The organism is Mycobacterium sp. UM_WGJ (assembly GCF_000455125.1).
Taxonomy (GTDB): domain Bacteria; phylum Actinomycetota; class Actinomycetes; order Mycobacteriales; family Mycobacteriaceae; genus Mycobacterium.
The window spans coordinates 36,651-57,999 of the sequence record NZ_AUWR01000020.1; the positions used below are offsets into that span (position 1 = coordinate 36,651).

Genomic DNA, 21,349 nt, shown 5'->3' on the forward strand with positions numbered 1-21,349 from the left:
GACAGAGCGTAGTAGCTCTGGCGGGTGGCAACAGACCGTTGTTATGCGGATAACGATGCCACCGCGACGTGACTTGAGTTGCTAAAACGGGGCGGTCACGCCGTGCTCGAAGATTCGGGTGAGCGTCGGCACGATGCTGTGGCGGGAGATGAGGCCGTGTGCTGCGTCGCTGCAGGCTTTGACCATCATCCCGAACAACGCGATCCGGATCCATTCCGTGCTGAGTCCGGGGTCGAAGACGCCTTCTTCTTGACCGCGCGCGATGAGTTCAAGGATCGGCGCGGAGTTCGGCAGGTGCTCGGCGGGGACATCGCGCAGTACCGCGGGGTCTGCGAACAGGAACACGATCCGATCGCCTTCGGGTACCAGGGTGGTGATCACCCGCCGCATCGCCTCGATGGCCGGGCCCTCGGCTGTCGCTGCCGTCGCGAGGATGTCGCTGATGATGCGGACCGAATCCAGAGTGGTTTCGTAAATCAGCCGCTCTCGGTCGGCGAAATAGCGGTGCAGGGTCGAGCGAGCGACCTGGGCGGCCGCAGCGATCTCGGGCAACGTGGCGGTGCGGTCGCGGGCGAGCACCGACGCCGTCGCCTCGAGGATCGCCGCCCGTGTGCGTGCTTGCGAACCGGTCAGCGTCCGGTCATCGACGTCCATGACCGGATGATATCTTGTCGCGCGTCCATTAATGGGACGTTGACGTCTCATTAATGGACGTATAGTGTCCGCGTTCGGGTGGAGTTGTCCATCCAGAGAGTGCGGCCGCGCACTGCGTGCGCGCTACAGATCGGGGGCGGGCGTTGCCATGAGCTGGACCATGTTCGGCACCAATTGGCACCTCTTCGGTGACCTTGCGGTGGTCGCTTTCGTGGCGTTACTGGTCTTCGCGACCGGGACGTTTCGCTACATCCGGCGATTGCGCAACCGTCCGCCCCTCCCGATCAGCGAAGGAATCGGCGCCCGAAAATTCGTACTGGCCAAGGTCCGCAAGGGCGAGGCGCTGGAACCGCAGGAGCTGGAGTTCGCCACTCGCACGATCGACGATCAGCGAAGCCCGCTGGCCTTCTGCATTCCCGCCACGATCTTCTCGCTCGGATGCTTCTACGTCCTCGGCAGCCTGGAGCAGCTACACGGTGCCACTCCGTCGGAGCGGACCTTCCTGGGGCTCATTCCGATGCTCGGCGCATTCAATGTGACCGCCCAGCTGCTGCGGACGGCGAAACTGAAGAAGAGGCTCCCGGCGCTGCCCGGCGAGGCGGACGAATGAGCCCCCGTGCACCGCGGCGGTCACTGCTGGCACGCGCCTGGATGCCGTTGGTCGCGGTCATCGCGCTCGGCTTAGGCGCGCTGGGCATGTGGAAGGTTCACCAGATGTCGGCACCGGGGCCGGTACTGACCGTCAATCCGCCCCAGGCAGCAGAGAAGTTCAACCCGAAGAAGCTCACCTATGAGGTGTTCGGCTCCGTCGGCGCGGGCGCCTTGCTGTCCTACGTCGACATCGACGGGCACCCGCACACGGTCGAGCTGGACACCCTGCCGTGGACCCATGAGGAGACGACGATGCTCACGGTGGTCTCCGGCAGTATCTCGGCGCAGGTGCGCGGCGACTATGTCGGTTGCCGGATCCTGGTCGACGACGTGATTCGCGACGAGCGGACCAATGCCCATCCCAACGCGGACATCAGTTGCCGGGTGAAGTCCGCATGAGCGGACATCGCGCGGCCCGCCCACTGGCGGCCCGGCTGGTCCGCATGCTGTCCATTCCGATCATCGTGTTCTGGGCACTGTTGGCGGTGGTGACCAATACCTTTGTGCCGCAGGTGGAGAGGGTCGCCGAGGAACTCGCCGGCCCGATGGTCCCCACCTATGCGCCCTCGCAGGCCGCGATGCTGGCGATCGGGGAGAAGTTCCAGGAGTCCGATTCGACGAGCATGACGATGCTGGTGCTGGAAGCCGATCGTCTACTGGGGGAGCAGGACCACCGCTACTACGACGCACTGGTGCGTACGCTGCAGGCCGACACCGAACACGTCCAGTACGTGATGGACACCTGGGGGAAGCCGATCACCGCCGCCGGCGCCCAGAGCGTCGACGGCAAGGCCGCCTATGTGCTGCTGCGACTGGCCGGCGACATCGGGCAGTTGCAGGCCAACGACTCCGTGGCCGCGGTACGGCACACGGTCGCCACCTCCGACCCGCCGGCGGGGCTGACCGTCTACGTCAGCGGCGCGGCACCGCTGGCCGCCGACACCGTCGCGATCGCGAATTCGAGCCTGAACAACATCACGATCGCGACGATCTTCCTCATCATCTTCATGCTGCTGCTGGTCTACCGGTCCTACATCACCATGCTGGTGCCGCTGTTCGGCGTGCTGATCCTGATGCTGGCGGCCAAGGGGGTCATCGCGACCCTCGGCCACTTCGGCTACATCCAGCTGTCGTCGTTCGCGGTGAACTTGGTCGTTGCGCTGACCCTGGGCGCGGGAACCGATTACGGCATCTTCTTGATGGGCCGCTACCACGAGGCACGGCTGAACGGCGAGAGCCGTGAAGACGCGTTCTACACGGCGTATCGCGGGGTGTCGCACGTGATCCTGGGTTCCGGGCTCACGATCGCCGGCGCGGCGTTCTGCCTGAGTTTCGCCCGCTTGAACTACTTCAACACGATGGGGCCCGCGGTGGCGCTCAGCATGGTGCTGACGGTCACCGGCGCGTTGACGCTCGGACCGGCGATTCTGAGTGTGGGCAGCCTGATCGGGCTGTTCGATCCTCGCCAGCAGGTCAAAGCACGGCTGTACCGCCGAATCGCCACCAGCGTGGTCCGCTGGCCCAAGCCGATCCTGACGGCCAGCGTCGCCGCGGTGGCTGCGGGGGCGATCTTCGTGCCGACCTATGTGGTCAGCTTCGACGACCGCAGTTACCAGCCGCACGATTCGGCCGCCAACCTCGGGTTCGCGGCCGCCGATCGGCACTTTCCCCAAAGCAAATTGTTCTCCGAGATGCTAATGATCGAGTCCGATCACGACATGCGTAACTCGGCGGACTTCATCACCCTGGACCGGGTGGCCAAGGCGCTCATCAGGCTTCCGGGCGTCGCGATGGTGCAGAGCATCACCCGGCCCATGGGGCGCGCACTGGAACACGCGTCGCTGCCCTACCTGTTCACCACCCAAGGCAGCGGCAACGGCCAGCAACTGCCGTTCACTCGGGAGCAGAACGCCAACACCGAACGGCAGGCGCAGATCATGGCGCATTCGGTGGAGGTGCTGCAGAGCACGATCGTGTTGACGCAGACGCTGGCCGACGAGATGCATGCCACGGTGCTCACCATGGAGGAGATGCAGGCGCTCACCGAACAGATGGATGAGGAGATCTCCAATCTCGATGACTTCATGAGGCCCATCCGGAGCTACTTCTATTGGGAACCACACTGTTTCGATATCCCGGTCTGCTGGGCGTTCCGATCGCTGTGGGACATGATGGACAGCGTCGACAAACTGGCGGCGAACATCAAAGACGCGGTATCGCATCTGGAAGTCGTCGATACGCTGCTGCCGCCGATGGTCGCGCAACTGAACAAGATGGCCGACGACCAGATCGCGTTGCAAGCATTGATCGTGAACACCTACGGCCCCACGAGCATTCAGGCCGAGAATACCGATCAGACCTTCGGTGACATGATCAATGTCGGCAACGATTTCGACGCCTCTGGAAGTGACGACTTCTTCTACATACCCCGCCCGGCATTCGACAACGAGGACGTCAAAACCGGGATGCAGCTGATGATGTCCCCGGACGGCAAGGCCGCTCGGTTCATCGTCACCCACGAAGGTAACGCGATGGGTCCCGAGGGCGTCGAGCACGTGGAGCGGTTCCCCGACGCGATCAAGATCGCGTTGAAGGAGACCTCGCTGGCCGGCGCCAAGATCTACATCGGCGGATCGGGCTCGAACAACAAAGACATTCAGCAGTACTCACGATCGGATCTGCTGATCGCCGCGATCGCGGCCTTCGTGCTGATCTTCCTGATCATGCTGGTCATCACCCGAAGTCTGGTGGCGGCGTTGGTGATTCCCGGTACCGTGGCATTCTCCTATGCCGGCGCGTTCGGGTTGTCGGTATTGATCTGGCAGCATCTGATCGGGCTGCATCTGCACTGGCTGATCCTGCCGCTGACGTTCATCATCCTGGTGGCGGTCGGCTCGGACTACAACCTGCTGCTGATCGCCCGGCTCAAAGAGGAACTCGGTGCCGGGCTCAACACCGGTCTGATCCGGGCGCTGGGCAGCACCGGCGGGGTGGTGACCTCGGCCGGCCTGGTGTTCGCCTTCACCATGCTGGCGATGCTCGCCAGCGATCTGCGCACCATCGGACAGCTGGGATCGACGGTGTGCATCGGCCTGCTGCTGGACACCCTGATCGTGCGGTCGTTCATCGTGCCGTCGCTGGTGCGGATCTACGGGCCGTGGTTCTGGTGGCCGACGATCGTGCGGAAACGGCCACTGCGGCAGCGGCCGCAGGTGACTACGCCGGTGTGATCGCCGGAGCCACCCAGCGTCGCAAGAAGGCGCGCAGCTGCGCGCCACGACGCGGTGGACGGCCTGGGTCGATGACCAGCGACTGCAGCACGCGCAACATGAACTCCACCAGCTGATCCAGGTCGTCGCTGGCGAAACCCGCGGCGGCCCAATCGACGTCGAACCGTTCGACGATCGAGCGCCCGAATGTCAGCGCCGCATCCGAGGTGACTCCGGCGGAGAACGCGCTGGCCTTGCCGGGCGTCATCAGCAGGCTCATGTAGCGCTCTCCGGGAAGGAGTTCCAGGGTGTGCGCGATGCCCTCCACGACGGACTCGGCGGGATCGTGGATACCGCGGACGTGGTCGGCCAGGCCGTCGAGGAAGGGGCCGACCTCGGCGACTGCGGTCGCGATCAGCAGCGCTTCGGTACTGGGGAAATAGCGATACACCGTCTGGCGGGTGACGCCGACGTCCTTGGCCACATCGGAGATCCCGAAGTTCATCCCGGACTGATCGATTCGCCGCCGGGTCGCGTCGAGGAGGCGGGCGATGGCCTCGTCATCGTCGGCCGGCTTTGCGCCCGACCACCCGTGGGTGCGCATGTGCGAACGTTACCGCCCGCCCGGCGCTCCCACTGGACCATACATATCTATCATGTGTATGGTCAGGGCGGCGATGCCGAAAGGAGCTTCTGGTGACGATCCCTCCGCAAGAGCGCACCGGTGCACTGGACACCGAACTCACCCGGCGGGCACTGCGGTTGGTGCTCGACAAAACCACCGAGATGGCAGATGACGTGCTGCGCGTACCGCTGCACTACTACCGGGACGCAAAGGTCACCGAGATCGAGGAGTCCCAGATCCTGCGGCGCACCCCGCTGGCGATCGTGCCGAGCGTGCAGGTACCGGCGCCCAACGACTACGTCGTGCGGTCGGTGCTGGGGGATTCGCTCCTGGTCACTCGGGACAAGGATGGCCGCAGCCACGTCTTCCTCAACTACTGCCGCCACCGCGGCGCCAAGCCGGCCTGCGGGGAGGGCAGTGCGGCGCGGTTCACCTGCCCGTATCACGCATGGACGTACCGCAACGACGGGAAGCTGCTGAGCGTCCCAGGCAGCACCGGCTTCACCGGAATGGCCAAGGACGACTATGGGCTGGTCGAACTGCCCAACACCGAGAGCCACGGATTCATCTGGGCCGTGCTGACGGTCGGTGCCGACATCGATGTCGAGGCGCACCTCGGCGACGTCGGCCCCGACCTGGAAGCGTTGAACTACACCTCCTTCGGCTACCACGACTACCGCGAATTCGAGTCCGAGGTGTCGTGGAAGGGCGCCTTGGAGGCGTTCGCCGAGAGCTACCACTTCCCGTTCGTGCACGGTGAGAGCCTCATCGGTCAGAACGCCCTGGCGAACACGTCGATCCACGACCGCTTCGGCAGACACCACCGAATGGGCTTCCCGTTCAACTGGATCACGAACCTGGAAAGCGACGCGAACGCTTCGTGGGATGTGCGCGACAACATGGGGCTGATCTATTGGATCTACCCGAACATCATCTTGGCGAACAGCTCCGTCGGCGTGGAAGTCATCGACATCCTGCCCGCCGGATCCCCGACCCGCTGCACGGTCCGGCACAGCTGGCTGGCCCGGGTTCCGGCCGTCGACGACGCCACCCGCTCCGGTTACGACATGATCTTCGCCGCGGTCCACGCGGCGGTGCGCGATGAGGACTTCACCATGCTGCCGCAATGTGGCGAGGGGGTCCGCCACGGCCAGCACGACCATATGATCATCGGCCGCAACGAAATCGGCGTCCAGCACATGATCCGGACGTTCGCCGACGAACTGGGTATCGCGCTGAGCTGACGAACTAGAACACCGCCTGCTCCACCAGGACGTCGGCGAATGCCGCCAGGTCAGCGGCGAAGATTGCGGGCTGCTCGAAGGCGGCGAAGTGCCCGCCGCGGTCCGCGACGCTGTAATGAACGAGGTTGTAGCGGTTGGCAGCCCACGCCCGCGGTGTCTGCAGCAGCTCATACGGGTAAACCGCGTAGCCGGTCGGCACGCTGACCCGCCCCCGCCACGAGCTGAGCGCGCCGTTGCCGGCGCGGGCGGACTCGCAGTACAGCCGGGCCGATGACGTCCCGGTCACCGTCAGCCAGTAGAACATCAGGTTGTCGATCAGCCGATCGGCGCTGATCGGCATGCCCTCGCGAATGTCGCACCAGGCGTGGAACTTCTCCAGAATCCAGCCGGCCAGGCCCACCGGGGAGTCGTCGAGGCCGAAGCCCAGCGAATGGGGACGAGTGGCCTGGAGATTCAGGTAGGCGGTGCCGTCGGCGGTGCGCTGCACCGAGTCGATGATCGCCGCCTGCTCTGCCGGTGTCACCGCGGCCATCAGTTCGGGGTTGTCGTGATCGGGCGGGGCGAAGCACATGTTGGTGTGGATGGCCGCGACGCGGCCCGCGTGGTGCTCGCCGAGGTGGCGGGTGACCAGCGCGCCCCAGTCGCCGCCCTGGGCGACGTAACGGTCATAGCCCAGCTGCCCCATCACGTCGTCTGCTGCGGCTGCCACGGCCGCCACGTCGACACCGGTCCGACGGGTGGGCCCGGAGAACCCGTAGCCGGGCATCGAGATGACCACGACGTGGAATCGCTTCCGTAGCAGCGGCACCGCGTCCAGGAACTCCACAATCGAGCCGGGCCAGCCGTGGGTGATCAGCAGGGGGATGGCGTCGGGCTCGGATGACCGGATGTGCAGGAAGTGCACGCGCTGCCCGGCGGCCTCGGTGACGAACGAGCCGAGCGCGTTGACCTCGGACTCGACGCGTCGCCAGTCGTATGCGTGCAGCCAGTGCTCCACCACAGAGCGCAGGAAGCTTTGGTCGGTGCCGTAATCCCATGCGGCGCCCTCGATCTCCGCCGGCCAGCGGGTGTTGGCGAGCCGGCGGCGCAGATCATCGAGTTCGGCTTCGGGGACGTGTAGCGGCAACGGTTCAGGGTGAGTCACGGTGGCCTCCGGTCAGTCCGTCGATGATGTGGTCGCTGACGAAGCGGCGCACGGCGCGGGGGTTGTCGAGGTTCACCCGCATCGGCGGCAGCAGTTCGAAGCTGAACAGCATCCGCACGATCCATTCCCCGGCGCGGCCGGCGTCGAGAGTGTCCTCGACTTCACCGCGCCGCTGCGCGGCACGCACCAGTGGCATCCACAGTGCCACCGAGCGCTGCATCAGGTCGTCGCCGCCGTGCTCGAGCAGCAGGACCAGCACGCTCTGATTGATCGTGCGCGGCTCGGCCGCCGATCTGCGCCGATGCGCCGAGATCAACACCGCCGCGGCCGCAACCTGCTCGGCCAGGGTGTCCAGCTCGTTGACCTCGGCGGCCATGGTCGCGATGAATGCCGCGGACAGATGATCGAGTGCGGCGGCGATGGCCTCATCGCGGGTGCCGAAGACGTTGTGCACGGTGCCGCGGGACACGCCCGCCGCTTCGGCGACCGCGGTCAGGCTGAAACGCCGGGGGCCGAGATGGCGCAGGGTTTCGGTGGCGGCCAGGAGCAGCGGCGCGGGGAGCGGTTTCGACGACTTCTCACCGGGCACTTGCACACATTATCGAGATGTGTACAAATTGATCAACACCGTTCTTGGGTGCGCGCGACACCACAGTGAAGGAGACGGCTGTGTACGACCTCACGATCACCGGTGGGACCGTCGTGGACGGGACGGGAGAACAGCGCTACCTCGCCGACGTCGGCGTCCGGGACGGACGCATCGTGGCGGTGCAGCGCCGTACCGGAACCGATGATCCGGGACTGACGGGGCCGGCGGCCGAAACGATCGATGCCACCGGCAAAGTCGTCGCACCCGGGTTCGTCGACATCCACACCCACTACGACGGGCAGGTCAGCTGGGACAACCTCCTGGAGCCGTCCAGCGGTCACGGCGTGACCACGATCGTCAGCGGCAACTGCGGGGTCGGGTTCGCCCCGGTGCGGCCCGGCAGCGAGGAATGGCTGATCAAGCTGATGGAGGGCGTCGAGGACATTCCGGGCACCGCACTCACCGAAGGCATCACCTGGGGATGGGAGAGCTATCCGGAGTACCTCGACGTACTTGACGGGAAGAACTTCGCCGTCGACGTCGGCAGTCAGGTCGCCCACGGGGCGATCCGCGCCTACGCCATGGGCGAGCGCGGTGCCCGCAACGAGCCGGCGACTCCCGATGACATCGCGGCCATGAGCCGCTTGGTGCAGCAGGCCATCGAGGCTGGGGCGCTGGGCTTTTCGACGTCACGGACGTTGACCCACCGGGCGATGGACGGCGAGCCGGTGCCGGGAACTTTCGCCGCCGAAGACGAACTGTTCGGGCTGGGCCGGGCGATGGCCGCCGGCGGTCAAGCCGTATTCGAGCTGGCGCCGCAGGGCACGGCCGGCGAGGACATCGTCGCGCCGAAGAAGGAACTCGAGTGGATGCAGCGCCTGGCCGCCGAGGTCGACCGTCCGGTGTCGTTCGCACTGATCCAGGTCGACGCCGACCCCAACCTGTGGCGTGAGCAACTCGACATCTCCGCGGCCGCACATCAGGCCGGTAGTGCGCTGTACCCACAGGTCGCCGCCCGCCCGTTCGGCATGCTGCTCGGTTTCGCCGGGCATCACGCCTTCACCCACCGGCCGACCTACCGGCGGCTGAAGGCCCAGTGCAGCCGCGTGGAACTCGCACAACGCCTTGCCGAACCGGCGGTCAAGGCCGCGATCCTGTCCGAACAGGATCTGCCCGTGGACACCTCGCTGCAGTTCGACGCGATGTTCGCTCTGGTGCAGCACTCACTGCACCGGATCTATGACCTGGGTGACCCGCCGGACTACGAGCCGACCCCGGACCGCTCGGTGGCCGCGATCGCCGCGGCGCGCGGTGATGATCCGTTGTCGACGCTGTATGACCTGATGCTGCAGGCCGACGCCGGTGCCATGTTGATGCTGCCGTTCTTCAACTACGCCGATGGCAATCACGACGCGATCCGCGAGATGCTCACCCACCCCGCCGGTGTGCTGGGTCTCTCCGACGGCGGCGCGCACTGCGGAATGATCTGCGACGCTTCTTACCCCACTTATCTGCTCACCCACTGGGCGCGCGACCGCCATCGCGGCGACAAGCTGCCCCTGGAGTACGTGGTGCGCAAACAGTGCCGCGACACCGCGCAGTTGTTCGGCCTGGGCGATCGCGGCGTCATCGAGGTCGGCAAGAAGGCCGACATCAACGTGATCGACATGGACGCGCTCAACCTGCTCCCGGCTCGGATGGCCTATGACCTGCCGGCCGGCGGGCGCCGCCTGCTGCAGGGCGCGAGCGGGTATGTTGCGACGATCGTCAGCGGTACCGTCACCCGGCGCAACGGCGTCGACACCGGTGCACGGCCGGGCCGTCTGGTGCGCGGAGCGCGCTAGTCGGCCATCACCGAAAGGAACCAGCACTTGTCTCGGATGCATCCATGTGAGCAGGTCGGCCTCGACTTCCTCGAGCGGGCGCCGCAGCGGTTCAGCAACAGCGTTGACCTGGCCGTGACGCCCGAGGAGATCTGGGAGGTGCTGGCCGACGCCGAAGCCTGGCCGCACTGGGCCAGTGTCATCACCAACGTGACCTGGACCAGCCCGGAACCGCACGGTGTCGGCACCACCCGGGTCGTCGACATGCGGGGCGGTATCGTCGGCGACGAGGAGTTCCTGGCCTGGGAACCCGGACGGCACATGGCCTTTCGCTTCAATGCGAGCTCGACCTCGGCGCTGGCGGTGTTCGTCGAGGACTACCTCATCGAGCCCATCCCGCGGGGGTGCCGGCTCACCTGGACCCTGGCCAATCGGTTGACCGGCCCGGCAGCGTGGTTCTCGCCGATCAGCGGGCCACTGATGAATCTCGGATTTCGCCGATTTCTGTCCAACCTGCGCCGTTACACCGACAAGCGTTTCGAGACGGCGAGCCGCGGGTAGATGAGCGCGTCCGGATGGTCACTGGAGCAGGCAGCTCCGCAGGCGGGCCGGACCGCGGTCGTGACCGGTGCCAACACCGGAGTCGGCCTCGAAGTCGCGCGGGGATTGGCGATCCTCGGCGCCACTGTCGTGTTGGCCTGCCGCAACACCGACGCGGCTGCCGCGGCCCGGCAAGACATCCTCCGGTCGGCGCCGGCCGCCCGCGTCGACGTGGTGCATCTGGATGTCAGCGACCTGGCGTCGGTACGGGCCTGCGCGGCCGAGCTGCGGGCCGATTACCCGGTCATCGACCTCTTGGTCAACAACGCCGGTGTCATGCACCAGACCCGCCAGCTGACCGTCGACGGCTTCGAGGGTGATTTCGGCACGAACTTCCTCGGGCCGTTCGCGCTGACCGGACTGCTGCTGGATCGCGTGCTCGCCTCCGCGGCGGGACGGATCATCGCGGTGAGCAGCAAGACCCACCGCAGCGGCCGGATCGCGTTCGACGATCTGCAGTTGGCCACGTCGTTCACCGCGTCGAGGGCCTACACCCAGTCCAAGCTTGCCCAACTGATGGCCACCTACGAACTTCAGCGGCGGCTGGAATCGTCTGCCGGCTCGGCGATCGCGTTGGCGGCGCACCCCGGTGGGACTCGCACCTCGATCCTGCGCGAGCAGTCCAGGGCGGTGCGCTGGGTGTTCAACAGCCGGTCTCGTTATGTGACGGGGTGGTTCACCCAGGGCCCGGCCGAGGGGGCCCTGCCGATGCTGCGGGCAGCCACCGACCCGGCCGCGAGGGGCGGTCAGTTCTACGGTCCGGGTGGGCGTTTCGAGCAGATCGGCCCGCCGGTGTTGGTGCGGGCCGCCGGCCGAGCCTTAGACACCGAGGCGCAGCGCCGGCTGTGGAAGGTCGCCGAAGCGCTGACCGGCGTCACCTACTCGCTGACGAGCGATCCGGCGTAGCGCTGCGCGCCGCGCTCACCGCCGGGCCGATCCACCGGCGCAACAGGCGCCGTAGTTCGTCGCCCGATGCGGGCAACGGGGCCAGGATGAACGACTGCAACGTGCGCAGCACCATCTCGATGATGTCCTCGACGTCCCGATCGTTGAAGCCGGACCAGTCGACGTCGAGACGGTCCAGCAGGGAGTGCCCGAAGCTTCGGCCGGTGTCGGTCGTGACAGTCACCGCGAAGGCGCTGGCCTGTTGGGTGCGCAGCAGCAGGCCGACGTACGGGTCGTGGGGGAGGCGTTCCAGGGTGAGTGCGACGCCCTCAGCGACGGCTTCGCCGGGATCGGTTATTCCGGCCAAAGCTTCGGCCAACTGATCCAGAAAGGCGCCGGCGCCATCGGCGGCCGTTGCCGTCAGCAGTTCCTCGGTGCTGGGGAAGTAGCGATAGATCGTCTGCCGGGTGACGCCCAGCGTGCGCGCGACGTCGGCGATGCTGGTCTGCTCACCGCGTTCGTCGATGGTTCGGCGGGTGGCTTGCAGAATCCGTGCCACCGCCTCCTCGTCGCTGGCGGGCACATTGCCGGCCCAGCCGCGGGTGCGCATCAGAACCTCCGTGCCCTGCTTCGACGCCGATTCATAGCCGGAACCGTAACCGCGGTGGCCGATGCCCACTGTTGACCACGCCGCGTCCGCAATGCTAAGCAGGTGCACAGCATCTGCCGTCGCGACCGAAGGACCCGCCCATGACCGTGCAGTCGGTGATCGATGATCTTGCGAAGCGGCCCGGTACCGGTGAAGTCATCCCGGTCATCGACCCGGCCACCGAGGAACAGATCACCGAGTTCCGCGACGCCGGACCCGAAGCCGTCAACGAGGCTGTCGCCCGCGCCAAGGCGGCCTACCAATCCGGTGTGTGGACTGATCTCCCGGCTCGCCAGCGCGCCAAGGTGCTGTGGCGGCTCGCTGACCTGATGGATGAGCACGCCGCGGAGTTCGCCGAGCTGGAGTCCCTGGACGCCGGCATGCCGCCCGCGCAGGCCGAGATGATCGTGTCCACCTGCGCGGAGTTCTACCGGTATTACGCGGGCTGGTGCACCAAGCTCAACGGCAGCAGCTACCAGGTGCAGATGGAGGGTGGCGTCAACAGCACCTACGCCAACATGCACGCCTACACCGTGAAGGAACCCTACGGCGTGGTGGGCCTGATCTATCCGTGGAACGGCCCGTTGTTCAACGCCTGCGCCAAGGTCGCCCCGGCGCTGGCGGCCGGCTGCAGCAGCGTCGTCAAGCCGGCGGAGGAGACGCCGCTGTCGGCGGTGCTGCTGGAGCGGCTGATCGCGCAGGCCGGGGTTCCCGACGGTGTCACCAACTTCGTCATCGGCTACGGCGCCACCGCCGGCGCGGCGATCACCGCCCACCCCGATGTGGAGAAAGTCGCCTTCACCGGCTCGACCGATGTCGGCAAGGAGATCATGCGCAACTCCGCGGACAACCTGAAGAAGGTGACGCTGGAGCTGGGCGGGAAGTCCCCGGTGCTGATCTATGCCGATGCAGACCTGGACATGGCGATCATGATGGCCGCGATGGGCATCTTCGTGCATTCGGGTCAGGGCTGTGTCTGCGGTTCGCGGATCTTCGTGGAGCGCAGCGTCTATGAGCGAGTGGTCGCCGGCATCGCGATGATCGGGGAGAACTTGGTGCTCGGCGGGCCCAAGGACGACGGCGCCATGATCAGCCCACTGGTCAGCGCCAAGCAGCTCGCGCGCGTCATGGGCTACATCGACCAGGGACGCAAGGACGGTGTCGAGGTGGTGTCGGGCGGTTACCGGGTGGACCGTAAGGGTTACTTCGTGAAGCCGACCGTGCTGACCGGTGTCGACCCGGCCACCAGTCGGCTGTACCGGGAAGAGATCTTCGGACCGGTCGTCACGGTTTTGCCGTTCGATGACGACGACGAAGCCGTGGCGATGGCCAATGACACCAGCTACGGTCTGGCGGCCACGGCGTGGACCACTAACCTGGCACGCGCGCATAACCTGGGCAAGCGCCTGCAGGCCGGCACCGTAACGTTGAACTGTCAGCTGGTCTTCGACCACAATGTGCCGTTCGGCGGCTACAAGCAGTCCGGCATGGGCCACGAGTTCGGCTACGAGGGCATCGACGGCTACCTCAAGACCAAATCGATCTGGGCGGCCCTGTAGCGGTCAGCGTGGCTGATTGGGCCACCAGACCCGGCCGCCGATCAGTGCGAACAACGCCGGAATCACCAGGGTGCGAACGACGAAGGTGTCCAACAGGATTCCCAAGCCCACGATGATGCCCAGCTGAGTCAGCACGATCAACGGCAGCACCCCGAGCACGCAGAACACCGCAGCCAGCACGATGCCGGCGCTGGTGATGACTCCGCCGGTGGCTGACACCGCGCGCACCATGCCGTCGCGGGTGCCGTGTGCGGGCGTCTCTTCGCGGGCGCGGGTCACCAGGAAGATCGTGTAGTCCACGCCCAGCGCCACCAGGAACAGGAAAGCGAACAGGGGAGTGCTGTTGTCCAGCGCCGGAAATCCGAACAGGTGCAGACTGGCCCAGCAGCCCAACCCGAGCGCGGCGACCGCGCTGAGCACCGTCGCCGCAACCAGGACCGGCGGGGCCAACACGGCCCGAAGCAGCACGAACAACACGGTGAGCACCACCAGCAGGATCAGCGGGATCAGCACCGCGCGGTCGCGCACGGCCGCGTCGCGCACATCGAGGGCCTGCGCGTCGGCGCCACCCACCATCGCGCGGGTGTCTACCGCGCCGACCGAATCTCGAAGTCCGGCAACGGTGTTAAAGGCGGCTTCGGTTGCCGGGGCGGCGTCGAGCACCGCAGACCACATGGTTCGGCCGGTCTCGGACATACCCGTCTGGACCACCGAGACGACGCCCGGAACCGCGGTGATCGCCCGCTTGAGCTGCTGCGACCGGGCGGTGGGGCCGATCACGACGGTCGGACTGACCGCACCGTCCGGAAAGTGCGCTGCCAGCGTGTCGAATCCGGTCACCGAGTCGGCCTGTAACCGGAACTGCTCGGTCTGCGACAACCCGATACCGGCGCCCAGCAGGCCGGTGGCCGACACCGCCAGGACGGCGATCGCCGCCGTGCACACCACGGCCGGGCGGCGCGAGACGGCCGCGGCGACGCGGTACCACGGGCCGGCCGGGGTGGCTCCATTGTCGACAGCCCGGGGAATGAACGGCCAGAACACCTTCCGGCCGACCAACGCCAGCAACGGGGGTAAAACCAACAGCACGAATACGGCGGCCACCACCAGCCCGCAACTGGCGCAGATCCCCAGGCTGCGGGTACTCGGGGTCACCGCCAAGATCAACGTCAGCAGAGCCAGCACCACGGTCGCGTTACTGGCCAGGATCGCCGGGGCGGCGGCGGCCACCGCCCGGCGCAGCGCGGTCCGATGGTCGGGCTGTGAGCGCAGTTCTTCGCGGTAGCGCGAAATCAGCAGCAGCGCATAGTTGGTGCCGGCCCCGAAGACCAGGACGCTGGTGATGCCTGCGGTGGAGCCGTCAAAGGTCACGCCCGCGGCGCGTGCGACATCGGAGCCCACTACGGTGGCCACCCGATCGGCGAACGCGATCACCAGCAGCGGTACCAGCCACAACACCGGCGACCGGTAGGTGACGATCAACAGCAGTGCCACCACCAGCGCGGTGACCACCAACAGGGTCACGTTGGCGCCGGTGAAGGCATCGGCGATGTCGGCGCCGAACGCCGGCCCGCCGGTGACGTGGGTTGACAGCGTCGGAGGCAAGCCGTCGGCGGCCGCCGCTCGCAGGGCTTTGACCGCATCGGTGAGCTCGAAGCCGGACAAGTCGGCAGCCAAGGGCACCGTCGCCAGGGCCGCCTGCTGATCGGTGGACAGCATCGCCGGCGGTGCCGGGCCGTCGAGCACTTGGGGCACCTGCGTCATACGGTCACGTGCGGCATTGACCGCTGCGACGTCGGCCGGCGTCAGGGGCCCACCATCGCTGCGGGTGGCGACCAGCAGCGCGGCCGCCTGGTCCCCACCGGCGAAGGTGGACTGCGCCGCGGCGACACGGGCGGATTCGGCGCTGGGCGGCAGCGCCTCGGGGGATTGTGTCGCGGACGCGTTGTCGTTGCCGAGCGCCATCAGTGCGACGGCGATCAGGATCGGAACCAGCGCAACGAGCCAGGAACGGCGGGCGCTGACCGCCGTGGACAAGCGCTCCCACAGCATCCGGCGAGCATGGCACCGAATCAACGGCCAAACAACCGAATGCCCTCAGATCGCCTACTGTGAGCTCGTGCCCGGCCGTGCGAAGACAGCGATCTCGCGCCGCATCTTCCTGCGCGGTGCCGCCTAGTCGGTGCCGGTTTTCGGCCTAGCGTTCGCCGCCCCGCGCGCGCTGGCGGCGCCGGCGGGTTCGCCCGGGTGCGGCGATCCGCACGAGCTGATCGACAACTGCGCAGTGGAGCTGCCGGAGGAATTCAGCTGGACCAGCTTCTCCACCACCAGGGCGATCGGCGGTGGAACCAACTACGCGATCCAGTTCACCACCAGGATTCAGCCCGGTCCGCCGGTGCCGGCGGACGCCACCGGCTACCGCATCGACAGCCTCAGCATCGCCGGCATCAGGCCCGACGGTTCGGCGTTCTCGGTGGTGCCGTCGATCGGCGAGACCGGTGACCGGGCGATCTGGATCCGGACGATGGACTCGTCGCTCGGATTCGTGCTGGATGTGCCCTGGGATGTCAAGCACTTGGTGCGCACGTTCACCTACACCTACAACGTGGTCTACCTCAATTCATCCACCGAGATTCAAACCTGTACCTACGTCACGACGATGCGACTCGCCAACAACGGAGCCGTCGACGGCGGGGTCGGTTCGGTCGCGTTCTCCCCGCCGCGGTTGGCCTCCTGCGGCGTATGAATCAGCAGACCGGTATCGGCTGATCGTCGTCGCGGTGGCCGAAAATCCCGAAGCTGTCGATCAGGTGCGCCGACGGCTCGGGCGACCAGTCCCATCCGGCGATCTGACTGCGGGAGCGCCTGCTGAACAGCCCGCGCATCAGCTCGTAACCTTCAGCCCGCAACACGGTGACGGATTCACCTGAACCACACCGCCACTGCTGCCCCAGCTCGTCGCTGATCACCAAGGTGCTGGTGTCGGGCAGGCGTCGGCCCGGCAGATAACCCAGGACGTCCAAAAACGGCTGCCAGTGTTCGCGGTCGATCCGCGGCAGGACCAGCGCCTCGCGCAGGTCGGCTTCATGGCAGATCGCGTCGGCGGCGAGGTTGGGCCCGGTGAACCGCTCCGGCAGACTGGCCTCGACCGCCGGGGAGGCGCGCTCCCATTCGTCGAGCAGTTCCTCAACCGGGCGGTCGCGACGTTCGGCAACGTGCCGCGCCGTCCACGAGTCACCCGGCGCGCCATCGAGTCGCTGCGCCAAGACGTCCGCGGCGCCACCGGTGAGGTGGGCCAACACGTCGTGCACCGACCATCCCGGTGTCGCCGGAACCGGGAGCTGCAACTGGTCCTCGGTGAGCCCGGCCGCCAGGCTGCTGATCCTGGCGCGTGCGGCCCGGTAGCAGGCGTCAAGCAAGGGAGCTTCCTCTCCGCACCGCCGCAGACGTACCCGAATTGACCATCGCAAGCCCCTCTCCGTGGCGCATGGGACCCACGATACAGACAAATTAAGAAAAATAAGACTATCTTGGCGTAACAGTAAGATCCTTAGCCGGCGGGGACGGCCGGCGGTGCCATCGGGGCCGGTGGCTTCGGCGCGGGCGTGAAGGTGTCTTCCTGTTCGGCGGCGGCAGTCACGGTGGCCGCGCGCTCGGCGCGGGCGGCGGACACGGCCGTGATCGGGGTCGGGCGGCGGTGCACGTTGATCGGCCACCAGAACCACCGGCCGAGCAGCGCCGCGATCGACGGGGTGATGAGGCTGCGGACGATGAACGTGTCGAACAACAGGCCCAATCCGATCGTGGTGCCGATCTGGCCGACAGACCGCAGGTCGCTGGCGATCATCGCGATCATGGTGAAGGCGAACACCATGCCGGCCGCCGTCACCACCTTGCCGGTGGCGCCCATCGCCCGGATCAGCCCGGTGCGCAGGCCGGTGGCAGTGCCGCTGTTGATCTCTTCCTTCATCCGCGAGACCACCAGCAGGTTGTAGTCCGACCCCACCGCCAGCAGCACGATCACCGACATCGCGATCACCAGCCACTGCAGTTCGATGCCGAACACGTACTGCCACAACAGCACTGACAACCCGAACGAGGAGGCCAGCGAGAGCACCACGGTGCCGACGATCACGATCGAGGCCACCAGCGCCCGGGTGATCAGCAGCATCACCACGAAGATCAACACGATCGCCGCGATCGCCGCGATCAGCAGGTCGTAGTGCGCACCGGTCGCGATATCGGCGTAGGTGGCTGCGGTTCCGCCCAGATAGAACTTCGCCTTGGCCAGCGGCGTGCCCTTGACGGCTTCCTTGGCGGCTTGCAGTTCGGCGCCGACGTGCGAGATGCCGTCGACGGTCGCCGGATCGGTGTCATGGGTGATCAGGATGCGGGCCGCCGAGCCGTCCGGCGACATCATCAACTCCATCCCGCGCTGGAAGTCGGGACTGTCGAACGCTTCCGGCGGTAGGTAGAACATGTCGTCGTTGCGGGCGTCGTCGAATACCTGGCCCATCACCGCGGCGGTGTCGGTCATCTGCTCCAGCTGCGTCACCACCTGGCTGAAGCTGCTGTGCATGGTCAACATCAGGTCGCGCATGTTGGTGGTGATGGCGATCATCGGCGGGATCTGATCGGCGATTGCCGGGGTGATCTCGTCGACCCGGTCCATCTGCTGGGCCAGCGCCGCGGTGTTCTCCGCCAGTTTGTCGAAGCCGTCGGTGGCGTCGAACGCCGCTCGGAACGCGTTGCAGACGCCGATATCGAAGCAGTGCGGCTCCCAATAGAAGTAGTTGCGCAGCGGGCGGAATTGGTCGTCGAAGTCGGCGATGCGGTCTCGGACCTCGGCCATGGTGCCTTCCATGTCGTGGGTCGCCTCGTCGGTGCCGTGGGTGGCATCGGAGAGTCGCACGGTGAGCCCGTGCAGCCGGTCCATCACCGTGATCATCGACGAGAGCTGGTCGGCCATGGTCTGGGTGTCATCGAGGCGGGCGCGCAAGAACTGCAGGTTCTCGGCCATCGTGACGCCCTGGGCGCTGATCTGGAACGGCACCGATCCATGTTCCATGGGCGGGCCCAGCGGCCGAGTGATGCTCTGCACCCGTTCGATGCCGGGAACCCGGAAGATGTTGCGGGCGATGCGGTCCAGCACCAGCATGTCGCGGGGATTGCGCATGTCGTGATCGGATTCGACCATCAGCATGTCGGGGTTCATCCGCGCGGAGCTGAAGTGCTTCTCGGCTGCGGCGTAGCCGATGTTGGACGGTACGTCGGCCGGGATGTAGTGCCGGTTGTCGTAGCTGGTCTTATACCCGGGCAGCGCCAGGACGCCCACGGCGGCAACGGCACTGGCAGCGGCCAGGATCGGCAGTGGCCATCGCACCACGGCGGTGCCCACCTTGCGCCACCCGCCGGTGTTGGCGACCTGCTTGGGGTCCAGCAGCCCGAAGCGGCTGCTGATCGCGAGGACCGCCGGAGCGAAGGTCAAGCCCATCGCCAGGATGGTGAACATGCCCAGAGCGCAGGGCACCGCCAGGGTGTTGAAGTAGTTCAGCCGGGTGAAGTGCAGGCACAGCATCGCCCCGGCGATGGTCAGGCCGGAGCCTGCGATGACGTGGCTGACGCTGGACAGCGTTGTGTTCTGGGCGGTCTCACGGTCCTCGCCGGCATTGCGTGCCTCGTGGTAGCGCCCGATCAAAAAGATCCAATAGTCGGTTCCGGCCGCGATGGCCAGCGCGGTGAGGATGCTGACCACGAATGTCGAGATCGCGAATGCGTGGGAATCGCTCAACACCGCGATCAGTCCGCGGGCCACGCTCATCTCGGTGACAACCACTGCCAGCCCGATCAGCGTGGTCGCGATCGAGCGGTAGACCACCAGCAGCATCACCGCGATGACGGCCATGGTGATACCGGTCATCTTCACCATCGAGGCGTCGCCGGCCTCGTTGGTGTCGGCGACCAGGGCCGCCTGACCGGTCACGTAGGAACGCAGACCGGCTGGTGGGTCGGAGTCCTCGACGATCTTGCGCACCGCGTCCACCGATTCCACACCCTGTGCCGAGCCCTGGTTGCCCGCCAGATGCACCTGCACGTAGGCGGCCCGGCCGTCCTCGCTCTGCGAGCCCGCCGAGGTGACTCGGTCGCCCCAGAAGTCCTGCACGTGCTCGACGTGGGTGGTGTCGGCCCGCAGGGTCGTCACCAGCTCGTCGTAGTAGCGGTGGGCGTCTTCTGCTAACTCGGCGTCGCTCTCCAGCACGATCATCAGCACGCTGTCGCTGGTGAACTCACCGAACTTCTCCCCGATGTGCTTCATCGCGATCACCGACGGCGCGTCCTGCGGGGAGAGCGAGACGGCGTTGCGGGCGCCGACGTTCTCCAGTTGCGGCACCAGCAGATTGGTCGCGGCGGCCGCGGCAAGCCAGAACAGGATGATCGGGATGGCGCACGCGCGGATCAGCCGCGGGAACCGCGGTGCTCCCGGGCCGGTCGGGCTGTGGAGGCCGCTCATGCCGCTTTCACCACGCAGAACGCCGCGGCGCTGTGGCCATCGGACTGGTGCTCGTCGCGCAGTTCGCCGTTGACGGTGATCCGGCAGCCCAATTCGTGGCCGTCACCTTGCGCCATGACGTTGGCGAACACGCTGGGCTGCGTGGTGGTCAGGGTCAGCGACCAGGGCAGCGAGTGGAACCGGGTCTCCCGGGACTGGGCGCGCTCGTCGACGTAGCTGACCATGCCCGACGTCGACTCGGGTCCGTAGAGCTCATAGGTGACGTACTTCGGCACGGTGGAGACGATCTCGCCACCGGCGCCACGGGCAACCGCCGCTCCGTCTGCGCCGAATACGCCGTGGAGCCGGTAGATGACCAGTCCGCCGATCGCGGCGACCGGCACGATCACCAGCGCGATCCACAGCCGCTCGAGCGGACCGCGCAGCTTTTCCATTGCCCTCATGACGCTTAACCTTACGACCGTAAATAAACGCGTGTAAAGTTAAAAGGTGCCAGCTCACACTTGCGCGGAAGATGTTATGCGGAACGCAGGTGGGGACAACTCACAGACCGTTAGGATCACCGCGTGCCCACTCCCCCTCGTCGGCGCAATATGCGAGGTCACGGCGCGCTGCTGCGCGACGAGATCCTGGCCGCCGCTGTCCGGGTCATCGATAGCGCGGACAGCGAGGCGGAGGTTTCGCTGCGCCGCATTGCCCGGGAGGCCGGCATCGCAGCGCCGTCGGTGTATGCGCACTTCGACGACCTGGAGCGGGTCCTCGAGTCGGTCGCCGAGTCGAGCTGGGTTCAGGTCTCCGAAGAGATCGCCGAATACGTCCAGCAGGCCACTGACCCGCGGGAACGCCTGCTCATCGGGTGTCGGGTGTACGTGTCGTTCGCACAGCGGCATCCACTGCGCTACGCCCTGATGACCCAGGATGGTCACGCTCCGCCGGCGGCTCGCCGGGCGCTGGCCGTCGTAACCCGAGGGTTGCTGGCCTGCCGGGGGGAGACTCCGGTTTCGGACTCGGATCCCGATTCGGACCGGATCGCGGCGGCGTTGTCGGTTGCGCTGCACGGTGTCGCGATGCTGCATCGCACCGACACCCCGAATCTGTGGCTCAGTGATTTCAGCACCGACGAGGTGATCGGAACGCTGGTTGACGGCGCAACGTTACTGCTGGCCGAGGCGGAACGAGTCTGAGCTGACGGCCACGGTGGCCTAT

Annotated in this window: 19 protein-coding genes; 10 read left to right on the forward strand and 9 right to left on the reverse strand. The window is 66.6% G+C overall.

What is annotated here, in order from left to right; all coding sequences use genetic code 11:
• Nucleotides 1-81: 81 nt before the first annotated feature.
• The gene (locus tag N416_RS0108280) at nucleotides 82-654 is read right to left on the reverse strand and encodes a TetR/AcrR family transcriptional regulator (RefSeq protein ID WP_024441646.1); all 573 of its coding nucleotides are present in this window, start codon (nucleotides 652-654) and stop codon (nucleotides 82-84) included.
• Between the two features lie 148 nt (nucleotides 655-802).
• Between N416_RS0108280 and N416_RS0108285 the strand changes: the two genes are divergently transcribed.
• The 3 genes from N416_RS0108285 to N416_RS0108295 are packed head-to-tail and all read left to right on the forward strand — an operon-like array spanning nucleotide 803 to nucleotide 4,535.
• Nucleotides 803-1,264 (forward strand): hypothetical protein, encoded by a 462-nt coding sequence (locus N416_RS0108285; protein WP_024441647.1) that lies wholly within the window; start codon nucleotides 803-805, stop codon nucleotides 1,262-1,264.
• On the forward strand, nucleotides 1,261-1,704 hold the full coding sequence (locus tag N416_RS0108290) for an MmpS family transport accessory protein (RefSeq protein WP_024441648.1): 444 nt from the start codon (nucleotides 1,261-1,263) through the stop codon (nucleotides 1,702-1,704). Before N416_RS0108285 ends, N416_RS0108290 begins: the two co-directional genes overlap by 4 nt.
• Nucleotides 1,701-4,535, forward strand: coding sequence for an RND family transporter (locus tag N416_RS0108295; protein ID WP_036457548.1), 2,835 nt, complete (start codon nucleotides 1,701-1,703; stop codon nucleotides 4,533-4,535). Before N416_RS0108290 ends, N416_RS0108295 begins: the two co-directional genes overlap by 4 nt.
• Here N416_RS0108295 and N416_RS0108300 read toward each other — a convergent pair.
• Nucleotides 4,522-5,118 (reverse strand): TetR/AcrR family transcriptional regulator, encoded by a 597-nt coding sequence (locus tag N416_RS0108300; protein WP_024441650.1) that lies wholly within the window; start codon nucleotides 5,116-5,118, stop codon nucleotides 4,522-4,524. The two genes, N416_RS0108295 and N416_RS0108300, sit on opposite strands and share 14 nt — an antisense overlap.
• 92 nt (nucleotides 5,119-5,210) lie before the next feature.
• On the opposite strand from N416_RS0108300, the gene N416_RS0108305 reads away from it, so the two are divergent.
• The gene (locus tag N416_RS0108305) at nucleotides 5,211-6,383 is read left to right on the forward strand and encodes an aromatic ring-hydroxylating dioxygenase subunit alpha (protein ID WP_024441651.1); all 1,173 of its coding nucleotides are present in this window, start codon (nucleotides 5,211-5,213) and stop codon (nucleotides 6,381-6,383) included.
• A gap of 4 nt (nucleotides 6,384-6,387) precedes the next feature.
• Here the strand turns inward: N416_RS0108305 and N416_RS0108310 are convergent, their stop codons facing one another.
• Both N416_RS0108310 and N416_RS0108315 read right to left on the reverse strand, forming a co-directional pair.
• The gene (locus tag N416_RS0108310) at nucleotides 6,388-7,527 is read right to left on the reverse strand and encodes an epoxide hydrolase family protein (RefSeq protein WP_024441652.1); all 1,140 of its coding nucleotides are present in this window, start codon (nucleotides 7,525-7,527) and stop codon (nucleotides 6,388-6,390) included.
• Nucleotides 7,514-8,116, reverse strand: a complete 603-nt coding sequence (locus N416_RS0108315) for a TetR/AcrR family transcriptional regulator (protein ID WP_036457549.1) — start codon at nucleotides 8,114-8,116, stop codon at nucleotides 7,514-7,516. Before N416_RS0108315 ends, N416_RS0108310 begins: the two co-directional genes overlap by 14 nt.
• Before the next feature lie 80 nt (nucleotides 8,117-8,196).
• Between N416_RS0108315 and N416_RS0108320 the strand changes: the two genes are divergently transcribed.
• Genes N416_RS0108320 through N416_RS0108330 form a run of 3 tightly spaced genes read left to right on the forward strand, consistent with a single transcriptional unit; the run spans nucleotide 8,197 to nucleotide 11,445 of the window.
• Nucleotides 8,197-9,960: an amidohydrolase family protein gene (locus N416_RS0108320; protein ID WP_024441654.1), complete on the forward strand. Its 1,764-nt coding sequence runs from the start codon at nucleotides 8,197-8,199 to the stop codon at nucleotides 9,958-9,960.
• A 36-nt stretch (nucleotides 9,961-9,996) separates the two neighbouring features.
• Nucleotides 9,997-10,500 (forward strand): SRPBCC family protein, encoded by a 504-nt coding sequence (locus tag N416_RS0108325; RefSeq protein WP_024441655.1) that lies wholly within the window; start codon nucleotides 9,997-9,999, stop codon nucleotides 10,498-10,500.
• Nucleotides 10,501-11,445 (forward strand): oxidoreductase, encoded by a 945-nt coding sequence (locus N416_RS0108330; RefSeq protein WP_024441656.1) that lies wholly within the window; start codon nucleotides 10,501-10,503, stop codon nucleotides 11,443-11,445.
• On the opposite strand, the gene N416_RS0108335 is transcribed toward N416_RS0108330, so the two are convergent.
• Nucleotides 11,414-12,034 carry a TetR/AcrR family transcriptional regulator gene (locus N416_RS0108335; RefSeq protein WP_024441657.1) on the reverse strand — a complete coding sequence of 207 codons (621 nt, stop codon included), beginning with the start codon at nucleotides 12,032-12,034 and terminating at the stop codon, nucleotides 11,414-11,416. The genes N416_RS0108330 and N416_RS0108335 overlap by 32 nt on opposite strands.
• A 140-nt stretch (nucleotides 12,035-12,174) precedes the next feature.
• Between N416_RS0108335 and N416_RS0108340 the strand changes: the two genes are divergently transcribed.
• Entirely contained in the window at nucleotides 12,175-13,632 is a 1,458-nt protein-coding gene (locus tag N416_RS0108340; RefSeq protein WP_024441658.1) for an aldehyde dehydrogenase, read from the forward strand.
• A gap of 3 nt (nucleotides 13,633-13,635) precedes the next feature.
• Here N416_RS0108340 and N416_RS21455 read toward each other — a convergent pair whose 3' ends face one another.
• The gene (locus N416_RS21455) at nucleotides 13,636-15,684 is read right to left on the reverse strand and encodes an MMPL family transporter (protein ID WP_036457550.1); all 2,049 of its coding nucleotides are present in this window, start codon (nucleotides 15,682-15,684) and stop codon (nucleotides 13,636-13,638) included.
• Nucleotides 15,685-15,814: 130 nt separating this feature from the next.
• Between N416_RS21455 and N416_RS21460 the strand changes: the two genes are divergently transcribed.
• Nucleotides 15,815-16,378 carry a hypothetical protein gene (locus tag N416_RS21460; RefSeq protein WP_231384014.1) on the forward strand — a complete coding sequence of 188 codons (564 nt, stop codon included), beginning with the start codon at nucleotides 15,815-15,817 and terminating at the stop codon, nucleotides 16,376-16,378.
• Between the two features lies 1 nt (nucleotide 16,379).
• On the opposite strand, the gene N416_RS0108355 is transcribed toward N416_RS21460, so the two are convergent.
• From N416_RS0108355 to N416_RS0108365, 3 genes are all read right to left on the reverse strand, one after another.
• A complete protein-coding gene (locus tag N416_RS0108355; protein WP_024441659.1) occupies nucleotides 16,380-17,051 on the reverse strand; it encodes a maleylpyruvate isomerase family mycothiol-dependent enzyme in 672 nt (223 codons plus the stop codon).
• Nucleotides 17,052-17,182: 131 nt separating this feature from the next.
• Nucleotides 17,183-20,143: an RND family transporter gene (locus N416_RS0108360; RefSeq protein ID WP_024441660.1), complete on the reverse strand. Its 2,961-nt coding sequence runs from the start codon at nucleotides 20,141-20,143 to the stop codon at nucleotides 17,183-17,185.
• A complete protein-coding gene (locus N416_RS0108365) occupies nucleotides 20,140-20,586 on the reverse strand; it encodes an MmpS family transport accessory protein (protein WP_231384015.1) in 447 nt (148 codons plus the stop codon). Before N416_RS0108365 ends, N416_RS0108360 begins: the two co-directional genes overlap by 4 nt.
• Nucleotides 20,587-20,709: 123 nt before the next feature.
• On the opposite strand from N416_RS0108365, the gene N416_RS0108370 reads away from it, so the two are divergent.
• The gene (locus N416_RS0108370) at nucleotides 20,710-21,327 is read left to right on the forward strand and encodes a TetR/AcrR family transcriptional regulator (RefSeq protein ID WP_231384016.1); all 618 of its coding nucleotides are present in this window, start codon (nucleotides 20,710-20,712) and stop codon (nucleotides 21,325-21,327) included.
• The last annotated feature ends 22 nt before the right edge of the window (nucleotides 21,328-21,349 follow it).